Below are 24,060 nucleotides of genomic sequence, written 5' to 3'. Positions count from 1 at the left end.
ATCAGCCCTGGATGCTGTGCAGTTCGGCCTCGCGCAGGTCGTCGGGGAAGACGTAGCGGCGGAACGCCCAGAACCGGAACGCCATCGCCAGCAGCACGCCCAGGATCTGCCCGGAGACGAAGTTGGCCACCGCCTGCACCACCGGATCCACGTGCGGCACCCGCAGATTCAGCACGTACAGCGAGATCGCCTGCGGGATCATCGTGACGCCGATACCCAGGGCGCTGACGGTGAAGAACAGCGCCGCCTCGTGGCTGCGCTGCCTGCCGCCCCTGGTGCGGAAGGACCACTCGCGGTTGAGGATGTAGGAGGCGATGGTCGCGATCAGCGCACCGAGCAGGCGCGCGGTCAGCGGCTTGTCACCGAGCACCGTCAGCTTCACCGCGTACACGACGCCGGTGTCGATGAACCAGGTGATCGCGCCGACGACCGCGAACTTCAGGAGCTCCCGATGCTTCAGGAGCAGGGAACGCAACGGCTCGGGGAATCGCTGCACCACCGCATGGACTGCCACCCGGCCGACAGTAGACGACGATCGGGCGCCTCGCCCACCTGGCTCAGTCGAGCAGGTCCATGCTCGGTTGCGGTTCGCGCCCACGCACTTCGATGGCGCCGATGACCAGATCGGGCGGGGGCACCAGCCCGAGATGCTCCCAGGCCGCCGCCGTCGCGACCCGGCCGCGCGGGGTCCGGGCGACGAGCCCGGCGCGCACCAGGAACGGCTCGCACACCTCTTCGACGGTGGCCGCTTCCTCGCCGACGGCGACCGCGAGCGTGGACACGCCCACCGGTCCCCCGCCGAAACCGCGCACCAGCGCGCCGAGCACGGCGCGGTCGAGCCGGTCCAGGCCGAGCGCGTCGACGTCGTAGACCTCGAGCGCGGCCATCGCGATCGGGTGGGTGATCACGCCGTCGGCCCTGACCTCGGCGAAGTCGCGGACGCGGCGCAGCAGGCGGTTGGCGATGCGCGGGGTGCCGCGGGAGCGGCCCGCGACCTCCGCGGCGGCGTCGTGGTCGATCTGCACGCCGAGGATGCGCGCCGAGCGCTGCAGGATCCGCAGCAGCTCGGCGGGCTCGTAGAAGTCCATGTGGCCGGTGAAGCCGAACCGGTCGCGCAGCGGGCCGGTCAGCGCGCCGGAGCGGGTGGTGGCGCCGACCAGGGTGAACGGGGCGATGTCGAGCGGGATCGAGGTCGCGCCGGGGCCCTTGCCGACCACGACGTCGACCCGGAAGTCCTCCATCGCCAGGTACAGCATCTCCTCGGCGGGGCGGGCCATCCGGTGGATCTCGTCGATGAACAGCACATCGCCCTCGACCAGGTTGGACAGCATGGCGGCGAGGTCGCCCGCGCGTTCCAGGGCGGGCCCGGAGGTGATGCGCAGCGCGGTGCCCAGTTCGGCGGCGATGATCATCGCCATGCTGGTCTTGCCGAGGCCGGGCGGGCCCGAGAGCAACACGTGATCGGGGGTGGCGCCGCGCTGCCTGGCGCCGCGCAGCACCAGGGCGAGCTGTTCGCGGACGCGGGGCTGGCCGATGAAGTCGTCGAGCGAGGTGGGGCGCAGGCCGGTCTCGGCTTCGCCGTCGGAGTGCAGATACCGCGCGGTGACGGCGGATTCGTCGGGTTCGCCGGGCGCGAGCTCGAAATCGTCGTCCATGGCCTACCTGTTCTTGCCGAGCAGGCCGAGTGCGGCGCGCAGGGCGACGGAGGTGGTGGCGGTGGGCTGGTCGGCCAGGACGGCGTCGACGGCCGGTTCGGCCTGCTTCACCGGGAAGCCGAGCCCCACGAGCGCCTCGGTGACCTGCTCGCGGACGGGGGTGACCGGGACCTGCGCACCGGGCGGACCGGCGGGCACCGGCACCAGGTTCACCTTGTCGCGCAGTTCGACGACCATGCGTTCGGCGCCCCGCTTGCCGATGCCGGGCACCCGGGTGAGCGCGGCGACATTGCTCTCCGCCAGCGCCTTGCGCAGCGCCTCTGGTTCGAGAACGGCCAGCACCGCCATCGCCAACCGGGGGCCGACGCCGGATACCGTCTGCAGCAGCCCGAACAGGTCGCGCGCCTCGGTGTCGGCGAAGCCGAACAGGGTCATCGAGTCCTCGCGCACGATCATCGCCGTGTACAGGCGGGTCTCCTCGCCGCGGCTGAGCCCGGCCAGCGTCGCCGGGGTGGCGTTGAGCCGGTAGCCGACGCCCGCGGCTTCGATCACCACATGGTCGAGCGCGATCTCGAGTACCTCGCCGCGAACCGACGCGATCACCCGCGCACCACCTTCCGTTGTTCGGCCAGCCGTTCTTCGTAGCGGCGGCGGACCTCGTCCGCCTGCGCCTGCGCGGCCGCCATCCGGTCCATCAGCGGCGCCCGCCAACAATGACAGATCGCCAGGGCGAGCGCGTCGGCGGCGTCGGCGGGTTTCGGGGCGACCTGCAGACCGAGAATCCGGGTCACCATGGCGGTGACCTGCGCCTTGCCCGCGGTGCCGTTGCCGGTGACCGCGGCCTTCACCTCACTGGGCGTATGGAAGGCGACCTTGATCCCGCGCCGGGCGGCGGCCAGCGCGATCACCCCGCCCGCCTGCGCGGTGCCCATCGCGGTGCGCACGTTGTGCTGGGCGAAGACTCGCTCGATCGCGACGGCTTCGGGCCGATGCGTGTCCATCCAGTGCTCGGCCGCGTCGGCCACCGCCATCAACCGATGCGCCAGCTCCGCCTCGGGTGGTGTCCGCACCACCCCGACATCGAGCGCGACGACCTTACGCCCCGGCCCGCTGTCCACCATGCTGAGCCCGCACCGGGTGAGCCCGGGATCGACGCCCATCACCCGCACCGGCAGCCCCTTCGAAGACACGAACAATTGTTCGAAAGTCTAGAGCATTCCCCCGCTGCCACGGACCAACGACACGGACGCCGGCCACCGGTCAGGCCAGCCCGAGCAGGGCGTGATCCTTCGCGAATTCGGCCCAGACCCTGGCGGGATCGGCGACGAGCTTGCGCTCGCCCAGGTCGAGCAGACCGGCCACGTACGACAGGGTCGCGGCGACCTCGCCGTCGTCCCTGGTCAGCGTGTGCTCGACCCGATAGGTCTTGCCACCGCTCCAGGTCCACCGGCAGTCGATCTCCACGGTGTCGTCGGCGCGCAGTTCCCGGTGGTAGCGGACGTTCAGCTCGAGATTCACCGGCCCGAGGCCCGCCGCCAGCAGGTCGGGCACCGAGACGCCCGCCGCCGCCACACACGCGAACCGCGCGTGATCGGCGAACTGCTGGTAGGCCGAGCCGGTGACATGCAGTTGGGCGTCGAGGTCCGTGACGCGCACGGGGATCCGGACCCGAAACGGCACAGCAGATTCCGTCATGCCCGCCAGTGTGGCAGCGGGGTCCGACAGGTTCCGCGCTCAGTCGATGGTGGCGCTGCAGGTGACGAAGCCGAAGGTGCCGGTGGAGGTGTCCTCGTCGAGCACCTTGCCGTCACGCAGGATCCGGCAGCTGACGGTGCCTTCCTCCAGGCCGGTCGTCGTCACGGTGATGCTGCCCATCTTGGCGAAGCCGGAGACGGTGACGTCCTTGCGCCAGGGCACGCTCGACCCGTTCGCGGTGTTCTGGTCGAAATCGCCGCTGTAGTAGGTGATGTCGACCTGCGAGGCGGTGCCGCCCACCTCGTAGACCAGGTCGGCGCTGCTGTTGACCTCTTTGTCGACCTGCCAGGCCGCCACGCCGATGATCGCCGCGCAGCCGCCGCCGAGCAGGACCAGCACCAGCACGACACCGCCGACGATCCACGGCCAGACCGGCTTCTTCTTCGGCGGCTGCGGATACCCGTAGTTCGGTGGGTACCCGCCCTGCGGATACCCACCCTGACCTTGCGGATACCCGCCCTGATACGGCGGCGGTGGCGGCTGATAGGTCATCGGTCCCCCTCGGGCACAAGCGGATAGAGCCAGGACACTACCCGACGGAACCGACCGGCTACGGCGTGCTCGGCAAGCCGATCGCCGGGTCGACGAACCGGTTGGTGACGATCGCGCCCGCGGTGATGCCGTCGGGGACCGCCAGCCCCCGGGCGCGCAGGATGGGCGTGACCACGCCGATCACCCGGTCGACCCGCCCGGTGTCGAAGTCGCCGAGGGTGGCATCGGGTCCGTTCCCGACGATCTTCTGCGCGAGTTGCACCCGCACCGAATCGGTATTGCCGCCCGCGGTCATCGGCGGCCCGTCCGGAATCGCCTGGGCGATCCGCAGCAGCGCCTGGTTGACCGGCTCGGGATCACGGACGTAGTCGACCTGAGCCTGCTGCAACATCGGCACGAGCTTGCTCAGGCACGGCGCCAGCGCGTCCAGCTCGCCGCTGCGCACCGACCAGGCGTGCGGGTAGATCTCGTAGCCGGATTCGTGCACCAGCAGCGATTTCACCGGCTTGAGCCAGCCCTTCACGTCGTGCTCCCAGCGATAGGGCTCGTTGGAGACGTACCCCTGCTGCATCGCCTTGCCCCGCTCGGCCACGAAGCGGCTCGGCGTGCCGTCGAAGGAGGCGTCGGCCTGGGCGGCGGAGACGTCGCCGTGCGCGATCAGGTAGTCCATGAACAGCTTGCCCTCGCTGTAGACCACCGGCGCGCCGGTGCCTGGCACGTCCTTCCACGAGGTCACCTGCGGATAGGTCGCCGGGTCGAACAGCACGATCTGCGGGTTCACGTCGAGGGAGGCGAACACCCCGGTCACCGGGAACTTGGCGGCGGCGCGCACCGCGTCGTCGGTCGGGACGAAGCCGAGGGTGATGCTCTGGTCCTGATACATCTGGGCGGGGACCGGCTGCCCGCCCAGGAACGGACCGCCCAGGCGCACTTCGACATTCACGCCGGTGTCACCGAGCGGACCGGAGTAGGCGCCCTTCTGCACGTCGACGGTGCCGTTCGGCCCGACCAGCTGGTAGGCGGCCGCCCGCTCAGGGGTGGCGTACCAGTCGGTCTGGATGACGACGGTCGCCGGGCAGACCCCGGCGAGCGCGCCCTGACCGGTCGGCGCGGGCACCGAGGTCGTGCCGGTACAGGCGGTCAGCGCGATGGTGCCGGCCAGCACGGCCGTGGCGAGGAGATGTTTCTGCACCGGAGGTTCCTTCGGGGTCGAGCGAATACGAGGGTGGGACAGTCGGGGTCAGGCGTCGCGGCGCAGACCCTGCGCGCGGTCGACGCGCCGGGCCAGGAAGTCGAAGAGCCAGAACAGGATCAGGCCGACGAGCGAGGACAGCAGCAGCGCGGTGAGCAGTTCCTCGGTGGCCAGCTGCTGGCGGTAGACGTCGATCATCCGGCCGATGCCGGGTTCGCCCTGCCGGAAGAAGAAGTCGGCGACGATGGACCCGATGATCGCCATGCCACCGGAGATCTTGAAGCCGGAGATCATCGCGGGCAGCGCGGTGGGCAACTGCAGCTTCCGCAGCCGCTGCCACCGGCTCGCCCCGTGCAGGGTGAACAGGTCGTGTTCGGCGGGCGCCACCGATTTCAGGCCGAACAGCGTATTGGTGACGACCGGGAACAGCGAGACCATGACGCACACGATCACCCGGCTGGAGAACTCGTAGCCGAACCAGAACCCGAACAGCGGGACCACCGCGAGGATCGGAATCGTCTGCAGCACCACCGCGTACGGATACAGCGAGTACTCGGCCCAGCGCGCCTGACTCATCACCACCGCGAAGCTCACCCCGAGCGCGATCGCGACGACCAGCCCGACCAGCGCCACCTGCACGGTCGACCACAGCGCGGCCAGGATGGCGGTCCGCGCGACCGGGTCGAGCAGGCCCTTGGCGACGACCTGTTCCGGCGCGGGCAGCAGGAACCGCGACTGCGGGTCGAGCAGGACGTGACTCACCAGCGACCAGCAGGCCAGCACCGCGACGAACACCACGATCGGGGCGAGGATCCGGATCGGGGAGATCCGGAACGGCCAGCGGCGCCGGGCCCGCGGCGCCGCCACATCGAGCCCGGCACCGGGCACCACCACGGCGGTCACGCGGCCGTCTCCTGCTCGGCACCGCGCAGCGCCGCCGAGACCTCGGCCGAGATCGCCGCGAACTCCGGGGTGTAGCGCAGCTGCGGCAGCCGCGGGAAGTCGAAGGGCACCGCGATCTCGGCAGCCACCCGGCCCGGCCTGCCGGTCAGGACGACCACCCGGGTCGACATGAACACCGCCTCGCCGACCGAGTGCGTGACGAAGACACCGGCGAAGCCGTCGCGCCGGAACAGCGCGCCGACCTCCTCGTTGAGGCGCTGCCGGGTGATCTCGTCGAGGGCGCCGAACGGTTCGTCGAACAGGAACAGCTCCGGTCGCAGGGTCAGCGCCCTGGCGATGGAGGCCCGCATCCGCATGCCGCCGGACAGCTGCGCCGGCTTGTGCTTCTCGAAGCCAGCCAGGCCGACCCGCTCGATCGCGTCCCGCGCGTCCGCGCGCCGGGTCGCCCGGTCGACACCGGCCAGCTCGGCGGGCAATTCGACATTGGCGGCGACGCTGCGCCAGGCCAGCAGGGTCGATTCCTGGAAGACGTAGCCCAGCCTGCGGGTGCCGACCGCGACACGGCCCGCGGTCGGCTGTTCGAAGCCGGCGGCCAGCCGCAGCAGGGTCGATTTCCCGCAGCCGGACGGGCCGACCAGCGAGACGAACTCGCCGGGCCGGACCCGCAGGTCAATATCGGACAGGGCCCGCGTGCCGTCACCGAAGACGAGGGAAACGCCGTCGAAGGCCAGGGCCGGTTCGGGGTCGAGGCCGCTGTCGATTCTCGTATACGAGTCGGCGGCGGGCGACGCGGTGGAAGCCGTTGCGCTCATGGACTATTTCTAGTGACCGGTCGTTGCCGATCGCGGTCCGGCGGATTACACCCTTGTTTCGTATACGATCAATCCTCGCCGCTCAACGTGCCGTTCGCGGCGACCACCCGGCCCCGCTTGAGCACCAGGCGGCGCGGGGGCAGCGCGACGACCGCGGCGGCGGGCGTCGCCGCGTCCACGACGCACAGATCGGCGGGCGCGCCCGGCGTGAGCCCGTACTCGGCGAGGCCGAGAACCTGGGCGCCGCCGTGGGTTCCGGCCCGCAGCGCCAGCTCGATCTCCGCGTCGGCGACCAGGCGGTCCCGGTAGGCGACGGTGCCGATCCGGCGCAGCATGTCGCCGTCGCCGTAGGGCGTCCACAGATCGCGGATGCCGTCGTTGCCCAGCGCCAGCGTCGCCCCGGCCGCGGCCAGCACCCGCACCGGCACCACCGGCGCCTCGCCGACCGCGCAGGTCACCATCGCGACGCCGGCGGCGGCGAGTTCGTCGGCGATGCGCCGCTGCTCGTCGGGTTCCTGCTGGCCCATCGCGTAGGCATGGCTGATGGTGACCCGCCCCGCGAGACCGAGCGCGCGGGTGCGTTCGATGATCAGGCCGAACTGCCAGGCGCCGAGGGAACCACCGTCGTGCAGGTGGATGTCGATCTTCGCGCCGTAGCGCTCGGCCAGGCCGAAGATCAGGTCGAGGTGGCCCGCGGCGTCGTTGTCGTAGCCCGCAGGGTCGAGCCCGCCGATGACCTCGACGCCGTCGGCCAGCGCCGCCTCGAGGAGTTTCGCGGTGCCGGGGCGGCGGAGCAGGCCGCCCTGCGGGAAGGCGACCAGTTCCACGTCGACGCGGTCGCGGTGCCGTTCGGCGGCGGCCCGGACCACGTCGACACCGGTGAGCCCGATCTCGGGGTCGACGTCGACGTGACTGCGGACGTGGGTCGTACCCGCGGCGACCATGGCGGCGAGCAGGTTTCCCGCGTAGTCGACGTTCGGGATACCGAGTTCGGCGCGGCGGCCCTCCCCGTTGGCGATGCGCCCGGCCAGGGTGCGGCCACCCGTGTTCGGGACCCACGGCCCGCTCCACAGGGTCTTGTCCAGGTGGCAGTGGGTGTCGACCAGACCGGGCAGCACGAGCGCGCCGTCGAGGTCGATCACCTCGGCGGCGGGCGCGTCGAGTCCGGCGCCGATGGCGGCGATCCGGCCGTCGCGCAGATGCACGTCGGCCGGGATCGGCGGGGCGCCCGGGGTCCACGGCCTGCCGCCGCGCAGGAGCAGTTCGGTCATCTCGGGTCCTCCTCGGGGACGATCGCCCTGGTCAGGCGGTGAGCAACATGGCGGTGCCCGCACCGGCACCGAAGACGATGACGACACCACGGAACACCGTGGGCCGCAGGCGGTCGGCGAACCGCGCACCGAGCACGCCACCAGCGAGACACGCGGGCGCCAGGAGGGCGACGGCGAGCCAGTGCACGGGACCGAACAGCGCGACCGCGATCATCGCGGTGGTGGACACCGCGACGGTGAGCACGCTCTTGAGCCCGTTGAGCAGTTGCGCCGAGGCGTCGAGGCCGAGCGCGAGCGCGGTCAGCAGGACGATCCCCATCCCGCCGTTGAAGTAGGCGCCGTACGCGCCGCCCAGGAACACCCCGGCGAACAGCAGCAGCCGCGAATCCGATTGCCGCACGGCCAGTCTGCGCGAGAGCCACGGCTGCGCCGCGAACAGCGCGGTGGCCCCGAGCACCAGGTACGGCACCAGCGCCGCGAACACCGCGGGCGGTGCGGCGAGCAGCACGAGGACACCGCCGAGCGCGCCCGCGGTCCCGGTGATCACCAGGCGCGGCAGCAGTTCCCGGTACTCCCCCGTCCGTTTGCGCAGGGCCGCGGCGCCGCCCAGGTAGCCGGGCCACACCGCGACGGCATTGGTGACGGTCGCGGTGACCGGCGGCAGCCCGAACGCCAGCAGGGCGGGAAACGACAGCAGACTGCCGCCGCCGGCGATGGCGTTGCAGAAACCTGCCCCGACACCAGCGGCCAGCAGCAGGGCCATGTGCACGGGATCCATGACTACCTTTCCGAAGAGCGTGGCACGATCGTATACGAACGAATATCACGAGGCTCGGTGAGCGCCGGTGAGCCTCGCCACCGGCCGGTCGAGCGGCACCATGCCGTAGATTCGAGGGATATCGGCCGCGGATCGTAGACGAACAGCGCGGCACTCCCCCGCGATCGACCCTGGAGGCGATGTGAGCAGCACCGTGCGCCGGATGACGCCGCAGCAGGTCTGCCGGGCCATCCGCGACGACATCATCCGCGGCGACTTCGTCTCCGGCCAGCGCCTGACCGAGGACACCCTGGCCGAGCGCTACGGCGTCTCCCGGGTGCCGGTGCGCGAAGCGCTGCGCACCCTCGAAGCCGAGGGTTTCGCCACGTCACGGCCGTACGCGGGCACCTTCGTCGCCGAGCTGACCGAGGCCGAGGCGGCCGATCTGCTCGAGATCCGCGCCCTGCTGGAGCCGCTGTGCGCGAGCCGCGCGGCCACCCGGCGCAGCCCCGAACAGCTGGGCAGGCTCAAAGAACTCACCTCGCTGGGCCAGGAGGCGGTGCGCGACGGCAGGCTCGACGAGCTGGCCCGGCTCAACAGCCGCTTCCACGAGGTACTGGCCGAGGCGTCCGGCAGCGCGCTGCTGACCCAGCTGATCACCCAGCTCAGCTGGAAGATCGCCTGGGTGTACGCGGTCGAACTGCCGCGCCGGGCCGAGGACTCCTGGCACGAGCACGAACAGATCTGCGCCGCGCTGGAGGCCGGTGACGCCGAGCGGGCCCGCGCGGTGGTCGCCGAGCACATCGCGCACGCCGACTCCGCCTATCGACTGCGCAACCGCCCGGCGGACGCGTAACACACCCGCAGCATCGCTCACCTCCGCCGGAAACACGAGAGTCGTATACAAAGACGTCCCCTCGTGTTCCAGGAGGTTTTCGTGGCCGATCTAGTGCTGCGCCGTGCCCGCGTCGCCGACGACGCCGAACTCGTCGACATCGCCGTCTCCGACGGGATCATCACCGCCGTCGAAACCGATCTGCGATGCCTGGCGGCGACCGAGATCGATTGCGCCGCACGGGTGGTCATCCCCGGCTTGATCGAACCGCACGTCCACCTGGACAAGGCGCTGCTGGACACGCAGGCCACCGCGCCCGACAGCACCCTGGCCGGCGCCATCGCGATCACCGGGGAGCTCAAGCGTGGTTTCACCGCCGCCGACGTGGCGGCGCGGGCCCGCAGGGTGCTCGACCAGGCGATCGTGCACGGCACCACCGCGATCCGCGCGCATCCCGATGTCGACCCGATCGTGGGACTGCTCGGGGTCGACGTACTGCTCGACCTGCGCGAGGAGTACCGCGGCCTGATCGATCTGCAGATCGTGGCGTTCCCGCAGGAGGGCATCCTGCGCGCGCCAGGCACGCTCGAGCTGCTGCGCGCGGCGCTGCGGCGCGGCGCGGACGTGATCGGCGGGTGTTCCTACAACGAAGCCGACGTCGCCGGCTGCGAACGCCATGTCGACCTGGTCTTCGAGCTGGCCGCCGAATTCGGTGTCCCCGTCGACATCCACGCCGATTTCGCCGACGACGCGACCGATCCGCGCTTCGCCATGGCCGACTACATCGCCACCGCCACCGAGCGAGCCGGGCTCGGCGGCCGGGTCGCGATCGGGCACGTCACCTCGCTCGCCGGCCGCCCACCCGGTGAGCGGCGGGCCACGATGGCGCGCTTGGCCGCGGCCGGGGTCGCGGTGGTCCCGCTGCCCGCGACCGACATGCATCTGGGTGGCCGCGCGGACGAGACGGCCGTGCGACGCGGGGTCGCCCCGGTGCGCGAGCTCTGGGCGGCCGGGGTCTCGACCGCTTACTCCTCCAACAACATTCGCAACGCCTTCACGCCCTACGGCAACGCCGACCTGCTCGATATCGGCCTGTTCCTCGCCCAGACCGGCCACCTGGCCGGCGCCGACGACCTGCGCCGGGTCCTGGCGATGGCCACCGCCGACGCGGCGGCGGTGCTCGGCATCGGCGACCGGCACGGCATCCGGGTCGGCGCTCAGGCCGACCTCGTCGTCCTCGGGACCCACCGGCTCGCCGATGCCCTGCTCGACCGTCCCGACCGCTGCTATGTCGTGAAAGCGGGTCGCATCGTCGCCCGCACCACGCGCACCACCGAGATCCTGCGCCCCGTACCGGTGCGGTGACCGGTACCGGATCTCGCGCCGCCGTCTCCGCACGCGCGGTCCGCGGCGCGCGGCCCCGGTCGTCCGGGACCGAGCGCGGGCCGACGATCAGACCTGTGCGTGGTTGCCCTGGTGCACCAGCGCGTCGATGCGCCGCTTGTAGGCGTTGAATTCCGGTGTGGTGGAGTCGCGTTCGGCGGGCAGGTCGATCTCGACGATCTCGCGCACGTGCCCGGCGTTGCCGTGCGCCGAGCCACCCGCCATCACCACCACGCGATCGGCCAGATACACCGCCTCGTCGATGCCGTGGGTGACGAAGACGACGGTCACCGCGGTCTCGCGGTGGATGCGCTTGAGCTCGGCCTGCATCTCGGTGCGGGTGAGCGCGTCCAGCGCGCCGAACGGTTCGTCCATCAGCAGCACGGCGGGACTGTTGGCCAGCACCCGGGCGATGGCGACCCGCTGCTGCATGCCGCCGGAGAGCTGGTGCGGGAACGAGGTCCGCACCCGGGTGAGGCCGACGGTGTCGAGCCAGCGATCGGTGATCTCGCGGATGTCGGGGCGGGTCATCCTGGCCTGCCTCGGTCCGTAAGCGATGTTCTCGGCGACGGTCAGCCACGGGAACAGCCCGTAGTCCTGGAAGACCACCCCGCGTTCCGGGCCGGGTCCGCTGATCGGTTCGTCCCCGACGGTGACGGCGCCGGTGGTGGTCTCCTCGAACCCGGCGAGAATGCGCAGCAGCGTCGATTTGCCGCAGCCGCTCGCGCCGACCACACAGACGAATTCCCCTGCGGCGATCTCGAGTTCGACGCCGTCGACCGCGAAGCCGGGTGCGCCCGGATAGCGCTTGCCGAGGCCGTCGACGACGATCCGCGCCGGGCGATGCGGGCGACGGCGGGTGGAGTAGATCTTCATACCGGTCCTGTCTGCGTGGTCACGGGAGCAGGGGCCTGCGCCCCGCGAGGAGCCGGACCAGCAGCATCAGCAGCCGGTCGGCGAGGAATCCGGCCAGCCCGATCACGATCATCACCGCGATGATCAGATCGGTCCGCGATTGCTCCCTGGCCTGGGTGATCAAGGCGCCCAGCCCGATCCGGATGCCGACCGTCTCACCGACGACCAGGATCACCCAGGACAGCCCGAGCGCGATCCGCAGTCCGGCGACGATGCTCGGCACCGCGGCGGGCAGCACCACCTTGTACAGCGTGTGCGCGGGCGGGGTGCCCAGCATCGCGGCGGCCTCGAGCAACCGTTCCGGGACCGCCCTGACCCCCGCGATGGTGTTGAGCAGGATCGAGAACACCGCCGCCAGGAACACCAGGAAGATGGTCGAGCGGTCGCCGAACCCGATGATCAGCAGCGACAGCGGCGCCCAGGCGGTGACCGGGATCGGGCGCACCAGGTTGATGGTCGGTTCGAGCATCCGGTACACCAGCCGGGAGCGGCCCATGACGATCCCGAGCGGGATGGCGACGGCGGCGGCCAGCGCGAAGCCCTGCACGACCCGCAGGGTGCTGGCGTAGAGGTGCAGCCAGAGGGTGCCGCTGTAGGTGTCGTCGATGACGCCGCCGACCGCGAGATCGGCCAGCCGCCGCGCCACGTCGTAGGGCGTGGGCAGGAACCGCATCTGGATGCCGAACGGCAGGGTCCAGCCACCCGCGACACCGCGATCCCACAGCAGTCCGAGCAGCAGCGGGACCGGCAGCGCCCACAGCACGGCGACCACCCTGCCCGGCACCCGCGCCGCGCGCCGCGTGACGGGCGCGGCGGCGGGCGGCGCGGTCGGCCGATCGGTGGGAGCCGCGTCGAGCGCGGTCATCGTCCGACGCCCGCCGCGGTCAGGAACCCGGTGTCGAAGACCTTCGTCAGGTCCGGCGTGCGGGCCAGCTGGTCGAAGGCCCGCATCTGCTCGGCGAGCGCGCCGACCCGGCCGCGGTAGGCGTCGTCGAGTTCCCAGCGCAGCCAGACGTTCCCGGTCGCGGTCTCGACGATCGCGCGGTCCAGGCCGAAGGTGCTGACGAGCCCGTCGACCCATGCCTGGTGATCGCCCTTCATGAACTCGATGGCCTGGACGAAGCTGCGCACGGTCTGCTGGACCCGGTCGCGGTCCTGCTCGATCAGCGCGCCCCGGGTGCCGAAGACGATGTTCACCCCGCCGATCGGGGTGTCGTAGGGCGAGACGATCGCGTGCGCGCCGATCTGCTTGACGATCGACGGCGCGGTCTCGGCGCTGAGGAAGGCGTCGATCTGCCCGGACTTGTAGGCGTTGGCCATGTCCGAGTAGGCCAGGTTCACCAGCTGGACGTCGGTCGCCGGATCGAGGCCGTGCGCGCGCAGCGTCAGCTTCAGCACGATCTCCTGGGAGGAGCCGGGCGGGAAGCCGATCTTCTTGCCGCGCAGGTCATTCGGTGTGGCGATCTCGGGTTTACCGACGAACGCCGACCCACCGTCGGCGGCCGAGGCCACGATCCGCACGTCCTGGCCCGCCGCGCTCCCCGCCAGCATCGACGGCGCGCCGAGGACACCGAAGTCGATGGCGCCCGAGGCGAGCGCGTTCTTGATGTCGGGTGAGTTCTCGAACAGCACGATGTCGTAGGTGGTGCCCGCGGGCGCGAACCGCTGCATGAAGTAGGGCGCGTAGAGGTGGGGCTGTCCGCGCAGGGTGCCGATCTTGATCGTGGCCGGGTCGCCGCCGCCGTCGGGCGTGGCGATGCACGCGGTCAGGCCGAGGACCAGCATCAGTGCGGTGAACAACGCCGAGAGGACGTGTCGCGATGGATGTTTCATGATGATTCCTATCGGGTGTCCGGCACCGCCGCCCGCGATGCCGGGACCACGCCGTCGAGGTGGCGGGTCGTACGAAGGGTGGTCAGGCGGAACCGGTGAGGGCCGAGGCGCACCGGGCAGCCAGCCCGATCAGCGCGTGGTCGGTGTGGGCCGCGCCGAGCAGGCACAACCCGATGGGCAGCCCGTCGTGACGCGGTAGCGGCAGGGTGACCGCGGGCAAGCCCGCGATCGCGGCGAGACAGGTCAGGCGCAGGGTGGCCGTGCGCGCGGCATCGCGAGTGCGAGCGTCGGCCTCGCGATACGGGGGCGGGCCGGCCGTGGTCGGCAGCAGCAGCACCCCGTCGCCCACGACATCGGTGATCCGCGCCGACGCCTGGGCCACGAGATTCCGTGCGGCAGCGGCGCCCTCATCGGTGACCGTTGCCGCCCAGGCGAACCGGTCGGCCACTTCGGGCTCGAGGGCGCCCGGATGGGCGACGATCCAGTCGCCGTGCGCGGCCCACGCCTCGTGCGCCTGCACGGTCCGGAAGGCACCGAACCAGCGGTCCAGCTCGGCGCCGAGAGCGACCCGTGCGGCACCGAGTTCGCCTGCGGCCCACAGGCACTGCTCGGCCGACGACGGCGCGGCGGCGCACAACGCCGGATCGACGACGAGTCGCCCGGGCTCGGTTCGCTGCACAGCACTCGGCACCCGCGGCGCTGCCGCCGTCCGAGTCCGGGCACGCGCGGTCGTGGGCGCGACGGGGCCGAGTTCGGGTGCGTCGCTGCTTCCGCCTGTCGCGCCCGCCGACCCGGGCCCCGCCGCCCGTGTGCCGAAATCCGTTGCGGCGACCCATGCTCCACTGACTGGCGGATCATCCGGAGCCGCGCGGCCTGGATCGGCCGGAGCCTGCCGCGCGGCATACACCGCCGCGGCGACGGCGGCGAGGGTGGCGGCGTCGCGGGCGAGCCAGCCGATCGTGTCGAACGACGGGGCCAGCGGCAGCAGGCCGGTGGTGTCGAGACTGCCGTGAGTGGTCCGGATTCCCCAGAGTCCCTGGTACGCGCCGGGCACCCGAATGGAGCCCGCGGTGTCGGTGCCGAGCCCGATACTCGCCTCGCCCCGGGCGACCGCGACCGCGGGTCCGCTGGACGAGCCGCCCGGAACACGCTGTGGCGCGGCCGGATTCACCGGCATTCCGGTGCGGCCGTTGCCGCCGGTGATGCTGTAGGCGAATTCGTCGGTGGTGGCGATGCCGGTGAGATCAGCGCCCGCCGCGAGGAGTGCGGCCACGATGGTGGCGTGCCGGGATTCGGGGGCGCGCTCGGCGAGGTAGGCGGCGACCCCGGCGCCGAGGGGATACCCGGCCACCGCGAACAGATCCTTCACCGCCACGGAGTGCCCGGTCAGTGGGCCGGTGGCCGTCGCGGGGACCAGCGGCGCGCCGACCTCACGCCACACCTTGGTGTCCACCGCGTCGCGCACTCGTGCGGTCACCGGGCCCGCTCCAGGACGTAGCGGGCCAGCTCGGTCTTCGCGGTGTGCGCGAAGTCGGCGATCCGGATCTTGCCGTGCACGCCCCTGGTCAGGTCGACCGCCTGCGAGACGGTGAAATCGGCGGCGGCGCTGAGGTAGAGGTAGGCGCGGCGCGGATCGGTCTCGAACAGCGCCCCCAGCAGGTCGACCGCGTTGCCGACGCACCGCGACAGCGCGGTGTCGAGATCGGGATCGAGCCCGGTCGGGATCACCAGGCCGTGCCCCGCCGCGAACGGGCCGACGCCGAGATCGGCCACCTGGTCGGCCGGGATCAGGTCCAGCCGCACCGTCGCCCGCAGCGGCGCTTCCAGCGCGGTGAGCGCCACTTCCCCGTCGCCCTGCGCGAAATGCGGGTCACCGACGTAGAACAGCGCGTCGGGCACCTGGACCGGCAGGAACAGGGTGGCGCCGGGCGTGAGCAGCTTGACGTCGATATTGCCGCCGTGCGGACCGGGCGGCACCGAATGCGCCCAATCCGCGGTGTCGGTGGCGACACCCATGATCCCGAGAAATGGCGCCAGCGGGAATCGCGCCTGGTGCGCGCTGCCCGGCGCGATCGGCATGGCGCCGAACCACGCGTCGGGCTCCCCGGTCACCGTGCAGAACTGGCCGTAGGACCCGTCGTACGCGGTGCCCGCCAGCATGCCGCGACCGTGCCGGGTGGAGATGACGCCGTAGGGCGCGCGCAGCGCTAGGTGCTCGACCCGGACCGCGAGCAGGTCGCCGGGGCGAGCCCCGTCGACCGCGATCGGCCCGGTGACGATGTGCGGCCCCGCCCCGGCCGCGCGGGTCCGCCGCGCGACCACCTCGACCGCGTCGTCGAGGACCTGGTCCCTGGCCACGCCGTGACCGCCGAAGTAGGCGGCCGGGTCGGAGCCCTGGTCGTCGAGCAAGCCCTCGTGGCTGATCGTGTCGATCACGACGGTCGCGCCCGGCGCCACGGTCGTCACCGGGGTGTCTCCCCGCTTCGGGAGCCTGCCCCACAGCACCCGCGCCGGATCCGCGGGCACGTAGGTGGCCCCGGGGGCGAGTCCGGCGCCCTGTTGCAGGACCGGGAATGCTGCCGCGATCTGGTCGCCTGCCACTGCGGTCACGTGGTTCCTCCGCTGTCAACGAGCCGATGCCGAACATTGGTCCGACCATCTGATTCGATAACGGTATGCCACTATGAAACCGCCTGCTACCGGGCGAAACTTGCGTAACAGAGGCTTTACGCCGCCGCAATATGCGCCGAAATCCAGGGGCTCGAGTAGGATTGGCCGGACCAAATCAGCCTCGTGAGGGAGTCCGTTCGTGAGCGTCGCGCCCATTCCCCCGCTCCGCCGCCGCACCGGCAGTGTCGGCGCCGAGGTGGCCGCGCACCTGGAACGGCTGATCATCGACGGCGCGCTGCGCGCGGGCGATCGGCTGCCGCCGGAACGGGAACTGGCGGCCACGCTCCAGGTCTCCCGATCCTCGTTGCGCGAGGCGATGTTCGAACTGGAGTCCAAGAAGCTCGTCGACCGCAGGCAGGGGCGCGGCAGCACCGTCACCGACCCGTCCCGCGGCGCGGCCGAACTCCACGACAATCTCGCCGACCTCGACACCGAACTCGGCTACGCGACCGAGCTCCGCGATCTGGTCGAACCCCGCATCGCCCAGCTCGCCGCCCAGCGGGCGCTGGAATCGAATCTGCTGTCCCTGCACGCGGTCCTCGACCGCTCCGACGAGTCGCTGAGCCCGGAGGAATCGATGGCCCTCGACATCGAATTCCACACGCTGCTGGCCCATTCGGCGCAGAACCCGCTGCTGGTGACGCTGTGCACGATGACCACCGAGTGGACCAGGCACACCCGGGTGCTCTCGCACCGCACTCCCCTGGGCCGCCGGATCTCGGTGCACGGGCACACCGAGATCCTGCGCGCGGTCGACGCCCACGACGGCCCGGCGGCGGCCGCCGCGATGGAACAGCATCTGCGCGAGGTCAGGGAGATCAGTTCGCGCCGGTAGCGCTCAGCTCAGCGCCGCGGTGAACACGGCGAGCGCTCGATCGTCGAACAGGACGAACCGCACCTCGTCGACGGCCGGGTCGGCCGCGCGCACGGTCGCCACGGCGATCCGGGCGCCGTCGTCCATCGGCCAGCCGAAGATGCCCGTGGAGATGGCCGGGAACGCGACCGTGCGGGCACCCAGTTCGGCGGCGACGCGCAGGGATTCGCGATAGCAGGAGGCCAGCAGGTCCGAGCGGTCCTCGGTGGCCGACCACACCGGGCCGACGGTGTGGATCACCCAGCGCGCGGGCAGCCGTCCCGCGGTCGTCGCGACCGCCTGACCGGTCGCCAGGCCTTTCCCGTAGTGCGAGGCGCGCAGGTCACGGCACGCGGACAGGATCTCGGGCCCACCCTTGCGGTGGATCGCGCCGTCGACGCCGCCACCGCCGAGCAGCGAGGAGTTGGCGGCATTGACCACCGCGTCGACCGCCTGTTCGGTGATGTCGCCGCGTACGGCCTCGATCCGGGTCATCGGACCATTGTGCTCGCCGCGCCGAGCGCGACACCAGCGGATATCGCGGCGTACCGTCGACACCGTCGCAGATCGTCGCTCCACCCGAGCCGAGGAGAACCGCGCATGCCCACACCCACCGGTGAACTCCAGCCGACACCCGACGGCCGTGATCTGGTGATCACCCGGTCGCTGGGCCTGCCGATCGAGGAGGTGTGGGCGCGACTGACCGATCCGCACCTGACCGCCGGCTGGTACGGCACCTGGGAGGGCGAAGCGGGCACCGGCAACACCATCCGGGTACAGCTGCGGTTCGAGGAGGGCGAGCCGTGGACGGGCATGAACATCGACGACTGCACCCCGCCGATCCACCTCGGCCTGTCCTCGACCGATCAGATCGGGGTGTGGCGGCTCGAGGTGACGCTGCTCGACACCGGCGCGGCCACCGACGTGCGCCTGGTCCACCACCTCACCTCGGAGTACCAGCTGGCCGAGATCCCGCAGATCGGTCCCGGCTGGGAGTACTACGCGGACATGTTCGTCGCCGCGTGCACGCAGACCGAGCGCCCGAAGTTCGCGGACTACTACCCGTCGATGGCGGCGTACTACTCCGAGCGCGCGTCCTAGCCCGAAACACGCACCGCCCCGGCCGAAGTCCCGGCCGGGGCGGTGCGTGTGTGCGCGTGTCGCTACTCGTCGTCGAGCTCGGCGGCGACCTCGTCGGAGATGTCGACGTTGGTGTAGACGTTCTGCACGTCGTCGCTGTCCTCGAGCGCGTCGACCAGCTTGAGCACCTTGCGGGCACCCTCGGCGTCGACCGCGACCGACACCGACGCCTGGAAGCCGGACTCGGCCGAGTCGTAGTCGATGCCCGCGGCCTGCAAGGCGCTGCGCACGGCGATCAGATCGCCGGGCTCGCTGATGATCTCGAAGGACTCACCCAGGTCGTTGACCTCTTCGGCGCCCGCGTCGAGGACGTGCTCGAGGATGTCGTCCTCGGACAGGCCGTTCTTGTCGAGGGTCACCACGCCCTTGCGGCCGAACAGGTACGCCACCGAACCCGGGTCGGCCATGTTGCCGCCGTTGCGGGTCATCGCGACGCGGACCTCGCCCGCGGCGCGGTTGCGGTTGTCGGTGAGGCACTCGATCAGCACGGCGACGCCGTTGGGGCCGTAACCCTCGTACATGATCGTCTGCCAGTCGGCGCCGCCGGCTTCCTCGCCGCCGCCGCGCTTGCGGGCGCGCTCGATGTTGTCGTTGGGGACCGACGACTTCTTCGCCTTCTGGATGGCGTCGTACAGCGTCGGGTTACCCGCAGGGTCACTACCACCAGTGCGGGCCGCCACCTCGATGTTCTTGATCAGCTTGGCGAAGAGTTTGCCGCGCTTGGCGTCGATTCCCGCCTTCTTGTGCTTGGTGGTGGCCCATTTGGAGTGGCCGCTCATGCCCTACTTCCTTCAGGTCGGTTGCGCGTCTGCCCGGGCGGACAAGCTCGATCCAGCCTACTCGGACCGTGCGCGCGCAGTGGCCGCGGGCGTTACCGTGCCGAACGAACCAGGTCGACGAACAGTTCGTGCACCCGCAGATCGCCGGTCACCTCGGGGTGGAACGAGGTCGCCACGACATTGCCCTGCCGGGCGGCGACGATGCGACCCTGCGCCGGACCGTGCGGTACCCGGGCCAGTACCTCGACGCCCGCGCCGACCCGCTCGACCCACGGGGCGCGGATGAACACGGCCCGCACCGGCGTGTCGAGCCCGGCGAAATCGAGGTCGGTCTCGAAGGAGTCGACCTGACGGCCGAAGGCGTTGCGGCGCACCGTCATATCGATGCCGGACAGGTGCTGGGCGTCGGCCCTGGTGTCGAGCACCTCCGAGGCCAGCAGGATCATGCCCGCGCAGGAGCCGAAGGCGGGCAGCCCGTCGCGCAGCCGGGCGCGCAGCGGCTCGAGCAGGTCGAAGGCCTGCAGCAGCTTGGAGATGGCGGTCGACTCGCCGCCGGGCAGCACCAGTCCGTCGACGGCGGCCAGCTCGGCTTCGCGCCGCACCAGCACCGCGTCGGCGCCACAGTGGTCCAGCGCGGCAACGTGTTCGCGCACGTCACCCTGGAGCGCGAGGACGCCGATGGTCGGCCGGGCGGCAGGCGAGGATGCGTTCACAGGCGCTGAGCTTACGAGGCGGGCCGGTGTGCGCCCGCTCACGGTCTTTGTCAACATTCCGTCAACGCCGGGGTGCATTCGCCCGGATCGGGTCGACACTCGGTTCGTGATTGCACTTCTGCCACGCAGGAGCTCCGGACCAGCGCCGATCGTCGCGCACCGTCGCGGGCTCACGGTCTCGACCGGATTGGCCGGTTTGTCCCTGGACGCGATGGCGTCGGTCTCCTACGGTCCCGAGGCGATCGTCCTGGTGCTGGCCACCGCGGGCGGTCTCGGCCTCGGGATGACCCTGCCGGTGACGCTGGCCATCGCCGCCCTGCTGGCGGTCCTCATCGCCTCCTATCGCCAGGTCATCGCCGCGTTCCCGAACGGCGGTGGCGCCTACGCGGTCGCCGAGCGTCATCTCGGGCACCGCTCCAGCCTGCTGGCGGCGGCCTCGCTGATCGTGGACTACGTGCTGAACGTGGCGGTGTCGATCGCCGCCGGTGTCGCGGCCCTGACCTCGGCGTTCCCCACGTTGCACGACTACACGATCTGGATCTGCCTGGCGGTGCTGGTCGGCATCACCGCGCTGAACCTCCTCGGCATCACCGAGAGCGCCCGCGCGTTCATGGTGCCGACGGCGGTGTTCGTGGCGGGCATCTTCGTGGTGATCATCGGCGGGTTGCTGCGCTCGGAACCCGCCGCCGTCACCAGCGGGACGGCGGCGGTGAGCGATATCCACACCGTCGGAGTGCTGCTGCTGCTCAAGGCGTTCTCGAGCGGGTGCGCGGCGCTGACCGGCGTGGAGGCCATCGCGAACGCGGTGCCGAGCTTCCGGGAACCCCGGGTGCGGCGCGCGCAGCGGGCCGAGGTCGCGCTGGGCCTGCTGCTCGGCACGATGCTGATCGGACTGGCGGTCCTGATCGAGAAGTTCTCGCTGCAGCCGATCGAGGGCACCACCGTGCTCTCGCAGCTGACCGAGGCGGCGCTGGGGCACGGGGTCGGCTACTACGTCGTGCAGTTCGCGACGGTGGTGCTGCTGGCGCTGGCGGCCAACACCTCCTACGGCGGCCTGCCGACGCTGACCCGGCTGCTCGCCGACGACAACTGTCTGCCGCACCGCTTCGCCGTCGCGACCCCGCGCCAGGTGTATCGCTACGGCGTGCTGACCCTCGGTGTGAGCGCCGCGGTGCTGCTGGTGGCGGCCGCGGGCAAGATGAACGTCCTGGTCCCGTTGTTCGCTATCGGCGTGTTCGTCGGTTTCACCATCGCGCAGACCGGCATGGTCCGGCACTGGTGGCAGGCCAGGAGCGAAGGCTGGCGGTGGCGGATCGCGCTCAACGGCTTCGGCGCCGTGCTGACCTTCGTCGCCGCGATCGTCACCACCGCGATGAAGTTCGCCGAAGGTGCCTGGCTGATCGTGCTGGTCCTGCCCGCGCTCATGGTCGGGATGGAGCGAATCCGCAACGCCTACACCAGGATCGGACATTCCCGCGGCATCGTCGGCGTCCCGCCCGCGCCACCGCGCCGCACCGGCACCGCCATCATCGTGCCGATCGCGGAGGTCTGCGAGCTGAGCCGGGAGGCGCTGTCGGCGGCCATGTCGATCGGGGACGACGTCACCGCGGTGCACGTCTGCCTGCCCGGCGAGTCGGCGACAGCGTTCGCCGAGGCGTGGGAAGCGTGGCATCCCGAAGTCCACCTGGTCATGCTCGAGGACAGCGACGCGACCGTCGGCGGACCCGTCGCCGCCTACGTCCGTGCGCATTTCGCGGGCCGACGCAAGGTGGTCGTCATCGCGGAGATCGACCCGCCCTCGGGCTGGGCGCGTGTCCTGCCGAGCCATCGCAGCGACGAGCTCGAACGCGTCCTGCGCAAGATGCCCGACACCGTGGTGTGCCACCTGCGCGTCCAGGTGAGCTGAGGCCCGGCCTACTTGTGGCGCGGCGTCCGGATCAGGCCCTCCTGGACGACCGCGGCGACGAGGTTGCCCTCGCGGTCCCAGATCCGGCCGCCGGTCAGCGCGCGACCGAACCCCGCCGAGGGCGAGGACTGGTCGTAGAGCAGCCATTCGTCGGCGCGGAACGGGCGCAGGAACCACATCGCGTGGTCGAGCGAGGCGTCCTGGGTCGGCTCACCGGGGTGGGCCACCTTGGACGAACCGAGCAGCGTCATATCGCTCATGTAGGCGAGGGTGCAGACGTGGAACAGCGGGTCGTCGGGCAGCTTGTGGCGGTACCGGAACCACACCTGCTGCTGGGAGACGAAGCCCTCCCGCTGGGTGACCTGATCCGACGGGACGGTACGGATGTCCCAGTGCTCCCACTCGCGCATCGCCCAGAGCCGCTCGGGGCTCATGGTGACGCTGGCGTCGGGCAGCAGGTCCGGCCCTTCGACCGCGGGCATCACGTCCTGATGCTCGGGCCCCTCGTCGCCGCGGTGGAACGAGGCCGACATCGTGAAGATCGCCTGGCCGTCCTGCACGCCGGTGACCCGGCGAGTGCAGAAGGACCGGCCGTCGCGGATGCGCTCCACCAGGTAGACGGTGGGTTCCTCCGGATTGCCCGGTCGCAGGAAGTAGCCGTGCAGCGAGTGCACCTGGAAGGCGGGGTCGACGGTGCGCACCGCCGAGACCAGTGCCCGGCCCGCGACCTGGCCGCCGAAGGTGCGCGTCAGCTGGGATTCGGTGGCCGCACCACGGAAGATGTCCCGTTCCAGCTGCTCGATCTCGAGCGCCTCTTCGATAGTCGCCATGCGCTCGAGATTATCCCGTCGCCGACTGTCTGGTCTGTCCGGCTCGGCAGTGTGCCCCGGAATTTGCTGTGATAGTGCGGTGCCGACGTTCACGCCCATCTCCCCCGCTGCGGTGGCGGGGCTCGTCGCCGACCGGCTGGCAGCCTTGCCGGGACGACGGGTGCTCGCCGTCGACGGTGCCGACGCGGCCGCGCCGGTCGAGCTGGCCCGCCGGATCGCCGACACGCTCACCGGGCGGGGACGGTCGGCCGAGGTGGTCGCGCTGCACGATTTCGTCCGCCCGGCCTCGCTGCGGATGGAGTACGGCCGCGACGACGAATGGTCTTATCGCACAGCCTGGTTCGACTACGACGCGGTGCGCCGCGAGATCCTCGACGCGGTCCGGACCGCCGGGCGCTGGTTGCCCGCGCTCTGGGACGAGGCGCGGGACCGGTCGGCCAGGGCGTCGATCCGCCCGGCGCCCGCCGATCTGGTCCTGGTGCTCGCCGGGCCGATGCTGCTGGGTCGCGGCCTGGATTTCGACCTCACCGTGCGCCTCGAGCTGAGCGACCAGGCCGCGCTGCGCCGCACCCCGCCCACGGAGCGGTGGACGCTGCCCGCCCTGCGCGAGCACGCCGCCGAACACCCCGAGACCGCCACCTGGACACTGCGCTGGGACCATCCGGACCGGGCGGCCCTGCGCATCGGCCCATGACCCACTCTCGACCGGACAGCCGAGAGCCCCGGCCGATACACCGGCCGGGGCTCTCGGGTCACGGGATCAGGCGCAGGCGACCGACTGCTGCCCCAGGTTGGTCAGCATGGTGCACGCCCAGGCCTTCTGGACCTTCCACTTGCCGTCCTCGGCGACGAACGGCACATCGACCACATTGGTCTGACCGTTCACCGTGAAGTTCGCCTTCGCGTTCACACTGTCACCGAACGAGGTCACCTCGGTGACCTGCACAGCCACATTGGCGTCCTTGGCCGCCTGGGCCAAACGGTTCGGCAGCTCCGGATCGGCGGAGACACCCTGCACGAAGTCGATCTTCTGCTCGTTCGGGACGGCGGGATCCAGCGCAGTGGTGAGCTGCTCGCTCAGCTGCGGAACCGTCGGCACGGGCGGCAGGTTCGCGGCGTTCGTGGCCGGGGCCTTGGCGCTGGTGGTGGTCTTCGCGGCGGGCTTGTCACCCTTGTCGTCGCTGCACGCGCTCAGCCCGAGAGCCGCGACCACGGCCAGACCTGCGATAGCGATACGTCCGGTCTTACCAAACTTCATCCACTCGTCCTTACGTTCGGGTCAGGCGTCTTCGCCCTCCGGGCGACGGCACGGACCCGCGCCACACGACGCAGGCCTCGATGCCACGGCCCGGACGCTACCCAGCGA

At 71.2% G+C, this 24,060-nt stretch carries 27 protein-coding genes; 6 read left to right on the top strand and 21 right to left on the bottom strand.

Features of this window, described 5'->3' with window-relative positions; genetic code table 11:
- Position 1: 1 nt before the first annotated feature.
- From AB0H54_RS11845 to AB0H54_RS11795, 11 genes are all read right to left on the bottom strand, one after another.
- Entirely contained in the window at positions 2 to 514 is a 513-nt protein-coding gene (locus AB0H54_RS11845; protein WP_308248646.1) for a GtrA family protein, read from the bottom strand.
- A 43-nt stretch (positions 515 to 557) separates the two neighbouring features.
- Positions 558 to 1,655 carry a Holliday junction branch migration DNA helicase RuvB gene (gene ruvB / locus AB0H54_RS11840; protein WP_355277279.1) on the bottom strand — a complete coding sequence of 366 codons (1,098 nt, stop codon included), beginning with the start codon at positions 1,653 to 1,655 and terminating at the stop codon, positions 558 to 560.
- A gap of 3 nt (positions 1,656 to 1,658) precedes the next feature.
- The gene (gene ruvA / locus AB0H54_RS11835) at positions 1,659 to 2,258 is read right to left on the bottom strand and encodes a Holliday junction branch migration protein RuvA (RefSeq protein WP_218721115.1); all 600 of its coding nucleotides are present in this window, start codon (positions 2,256 to 2,258) and stop codon (positions 1,659 to 1,661) included.
- Positions 2,255 to 2,824, bottom strand: a complete 570-nt coding sequence (gene ruvC, locus AB0H54_RS11830; protein ID WP_355277825.1) for a crossover junction endodeoxyribonuclease RuvC — start codon at positions 2,822 to 2,824, stop codon at positions 2,255 to 2,257. The genes ruvA and ruvC overlap by 4 nt, the downstream gene beginning before the upstream one ends.
- Positions 2,825 to 2,915: 91 nt before the next feature.
- Complete coding sequence (locus AB0H54_RS11825) at positions 2,916 to 3,350, bottom strand: acyl-CoA thioesterase (RefSeq protein ID WP_357344953.1); 435 nt, start codon at positions 3,348 to 3,350, stop codon at positions 2,916 to 2,918.
- 39 nt (positions 3,351 to 3,389) lie between these two features.
- Positions 3,390 to 3,902 carry an MmpS family transport accessory protein gene (locus AB0H54_RS11820; protein ID WP_355277285.1) on the bottom strand — a complete coding sequence of 171 codons (513 nt, stop codon included), beginning with the start codon at positions 3,900 to 3,902 and terminating at the stop codon, positions 3,390 to 3,392.
- A 58-nt stretch (positions 3,903 to 3,960) separates the two neighbouring features.
- Entirely contained in the window at positions 3,961 to 5,094 is a 1,134-nt protein-coding gene (locus AB0H54_RS11815) for an ABC transporter substrate-binding protein (protein ID WP_357344950.1), read from the bottom strand.
- A 48-nt stretch (positions 5,095 to 5,142) separates the two neighbouring features.
- Positions 5,143 to 5,997, bottom strand: a complete 855-nt coding sequence (locus AB0H54_RS11810) for an ABC transporter permease (RefSeq protein ID WP_357344948.1) — start codon at positions 5,995 to 5,997, stop codon at positions 5,143 to 5,145.
- On the bottom strand, positions 5,994 to 6,809 hold the full coding sequence (locus AB0H54_RS11805) for an ABC transporter ATP-binding protein (RefSeq protein ID WP_357344946.1): 816 nt from the start codon (positions 6,807 to 6,809) through the stop codon (positions 5,994 to 5,996). Before AB0H54_RS11805 ends, AB0H54_RS11810 begins: the two co-directional genes overlap by 4 nt.
- A 68-nt stretch (positions 6,810 to 6,877) precedes the next feature.
- Positions 6,878 to 8,080: an amidohydrolase gene (locus tag AB0H54_RS11800; RefSeq protein ID WP_357344944.1), complete on the bottom strand. Its 1,203-nt coding sequence runs from the start codon at positions 8,078 to 8,080 to the stop codon at positions 6,878 to 6,880.
- A 31-nt stretch (positions 8,081 to 8,111) separates the two neighbouring features.
- The gene (locus tag AB0H54_RS11795) at positions 8,112 to 8,858 is read right to left on the bottom strand and encodes a sulfite exporter TauE/SafE family protein (protein ID WP_357344942.1); all 747 of its coding nucleotides are present in this window, start codon (positions 8,856 to 8,858) and stop codon (positions 8,112 to 8,114) included.
- Between the two features lie 181 nt (positions 8,859 to 9,039).
- Here AB0H54_RS11795 and AB0H54_RS11790 point away from each other — a divergent pair, with 181 nt between their 5' ends.
- Positions 9,040 to 9,693: a GntR family transcriptional regulator gene (locus AB0H54_RS11790; RefSeq protein ID WP_357344941.1), complete on the top strand. Its 654-nt coding sequence runs from the start codon at positions 9,040 to 9,042 to the stop codon at positions 9,691 to 9,693.
- Positions 9,694 to 9,774: 81 nt separating this feature from the next.
- Positions 9,775 to 11,037 carry an amidohydrolase family protein gene (locus AB0H54_RS11785; protein ID WP_357344939.1) on the top strand — a complete coding sequence of 421 codons (1,263 nt, stop codon included), beginning with the start codon at positions 9,775 to 9,777 and terminating at the stop codon, positions 11,035 to 11,037.
- Positions 11,038 to 11,124: 87 nt separating this feature from the next.
- On the opposite strand, the gene AB0H54_RS11780 is transcribed toward AB0H54_RS11785, so the two are convergent.
- From AB0H54_RS11780 to AB0H54_RS11760, 5 genes are all read right to left on the bottom strand, one after another.
- Positions 11,125 to 11,931 (bottom strand): ABC transporter ATP-binding protein, encoded by an 807-nt coding sequence (locus AB0H54_RS11780; protein WP_357344937.1) that lies wholly within the window; start codon positions 11,929 to 11,931, stop codon positions 11,125 to 11,127.
- Positions 11,932 to 11,950: 19 nt separating this feature from the next.
- Positions 11,951 to 12,835 carry an ABC transporter permease gene (locus AB0H54_RS11775; protein WP_357344935.1) on the bottom strand — a complete coding sequence of 295 codons (885 nt, stop codon included), beginning with the start codon at positions 12,833 to 12,835 and terminating at the stop codon, positions 11,951 to 11,953.
- Entirely contained in the window at positions 12,832 to 13,803 is a 972-nt protein-coding gene (locus tag AB0H54_RS11770; RefSeq protein WP_357344933.1) for an ABC transporter substrate-binding protein, read from the bottom strand. The genes AB0H54_RS11775 and AB0H54_RS11770 overlap by 4 nt, the downstream gene beginning before the upstream one ends.
- An 82-nt stretch (positions 13,804 to 13,885) precedes the next feature.
- On the bottom strand, positions 13,886 to 15,280 hold the full coding sequence (locus tag AB0H54_RS11765) for an amidase family protein (RefSeq protein WP_357344931.1): 1,395 nt from the start codon (positions 15,278 to 15,280) through the stop codon (positions 13,886 to 13,888).
- Positions 15,277 to 16,413, bottom strand: a complete 1,137-nt coding sequence (locus AB0H54_RS11760; RefSeq protein ID WP_357344929.1) for an acetamidase/formamidase family protein — start codon at positions 16,411 to 16,413, stop codon at positions 15,277 to 15,279. The genes AB0H54_RS11765 and AB0H54_RS11760 overlap by 4 nt, the downstream gene beginning before the upstream one ends.
- 199 nt (positions 16,414 to 16,612) lie before the next feature.
- Here AB0H54_RS11760 and AB0H54_RS11755 point away from each other — a divergent pair, with 199 nt between their 5' ends.
- A complete protein-coding gene (locus tag AB0H54_RS11755; protein WP_357344927.1) occupies positions 16,613 to 17,308 on the top strand; it encodes a GntR family transcriptional regulator in 696 nt (231 codons plus the stop codon).
- Positions 17,309 to 17,311: 3 nt separating this feature from the next.
- Here AB0H54_RS11755 and AB0H54_RS11750 read toward each other — a convergent pair whose 3' ends face one another.
- Positions 17,312 to 17,821, bottom strand: coding sequence for an O-acetyl-ADP-ribose deacetylase (locus tag AB0H54_RS11750; RefSeq protein ID WP_357344925.1), 510 nt, complete (start codon positions 17,819 to 17,821; stop codon positions 17,312 to 17,314).
- 105 nt (positions 17,822 to 17,926) lie between these two features.
- On the opposite strand from AB0H54_RS11750, the gene AB0H54_RS11745 reads away from it, so the two are divergent.
- Positions 17,927 to 18,427 (top strand): SRPBCC domain-containing protein, encoded by a 501-nt coding sequence (locus AB0H54_RS11745; RefSeq protein ID WP_357344923.1) that lies wholly within the window; start codon positions 17,927 to 17,929, stop codon positions 18,425 to 18,427.
- Positions 18,428 to 18,489: 62 nt separating this feature from the next.
- Here the strand turns inward: AB0H54_RS11745 and AB0H54_RS11740 are convergent, their stop codons facing one another.
- Together AB0H54_RS11740 and pdxT are read right to left on the bottom strand one after the other, a co-directional pair.
- The gene (locus AB0H54_RS11740; RefSeq protein WP_357344921.1) at positions 18,490 to 19,245 is read right to left on the bottom strand and encodes a YebC/PmpR family DNA-binding transcriptional regulator; all 756 of its coding nucleotides are present in this window, start codon (positions 19,243 to 19,245) and stop codon (positions 18,490 to 18,492) included.
- Positions 19,246 to 19,337: 92 nt separating this feature from the next.
- Entirely contained in the window at positions 19,338 to 19,958 is a 621-nt protein-coding gene (pdxT, locus tag AB0H54_RS11735; protein WP_357344919.1) for a pyridoxal 5'-phosphate synthase glutaminase subunit PdxT, read from the bottom strand.
- Between the two features lie 106 nt (positions 19,959 to 20,064).
- On the opposite strand from pdxT, the gene AB0H54_RS11730 reads away from it, so the two are divergent.
- Positions 20,065 to 21,864, top strand: a complete 1,800-nt coding sequence (locus tag AB0H54_RS11730) for an APC family permease (RefSeq protein ID WP_357344917.1) — start codon at positions 20,065 to 20,067, stop codon at positions 21,862 to 21,864.
- A gap of 8 nt (positions 21,865 to 21,872) precedes the next feature.
- Here the strand turns inward: AB0H54_RS11730 and AB0H54_RS11725 are convergent, their stop codons facing one another.
- A complete protein-coding gene (locus AB0H54_RS11725) occupies positions 21,873 to 22,694 on the bottom strand; it encodes an acyl-CoA thioesterase II (protein ID WP_357344915.1) in 822 nt (273 codons plus the stop codon).
- A 79-nt stretch (positions 22,695 to 22,773) separates the two neighbouring features.
- Here AB0H54_RS11725 and AB0H54_RS11720 point away from each other — a divergent pair, with 79 nt between their 5' ends.
- Positions 22,774 to 23,388 (top strand): hypothetical protein, encoded by a 615-nt coding sequence (locus AB0H54_RS11720; protein WP_357344913.1) that lies wholly within the window; start codon positions 22,774 to 22,776, stop codon positions 23,386 to 23,388.
- A gap of 66 nt (positions 23,389 to 23,454) precedes the next feature.
- Here the strand turns inward: AB0H54_RS11720 and AB0H54_RS11715 are convergent, their stop codons facing one another.
- Positions 23,455 to 23,952, bottom strand: a complete 498-nt coding sequence (locus tag AB0H54_RS11715) for a hypothetical protein (protein ID WP_357344911.1) — start codon at positions 23,950 to 23,952, stop codon at positions 23,455 to 23,457.
- Between the last annotated feature and the right edge of the window lie 108 nt (positions 23,953 to 24,060).

This window comes from Nocardia sp. NPDC050718 (assembly GCF_040654235.1).
In the GTDB taxonomy this organism is placed as follows: Bacteria; Actinomycetota; Actinomycetes; order Mycobacteriales; family Mycobacteriaceae; genus Nocardia.
This window is presented reverse-complemented; position numbering and strand designations above follow the sequence as displayed.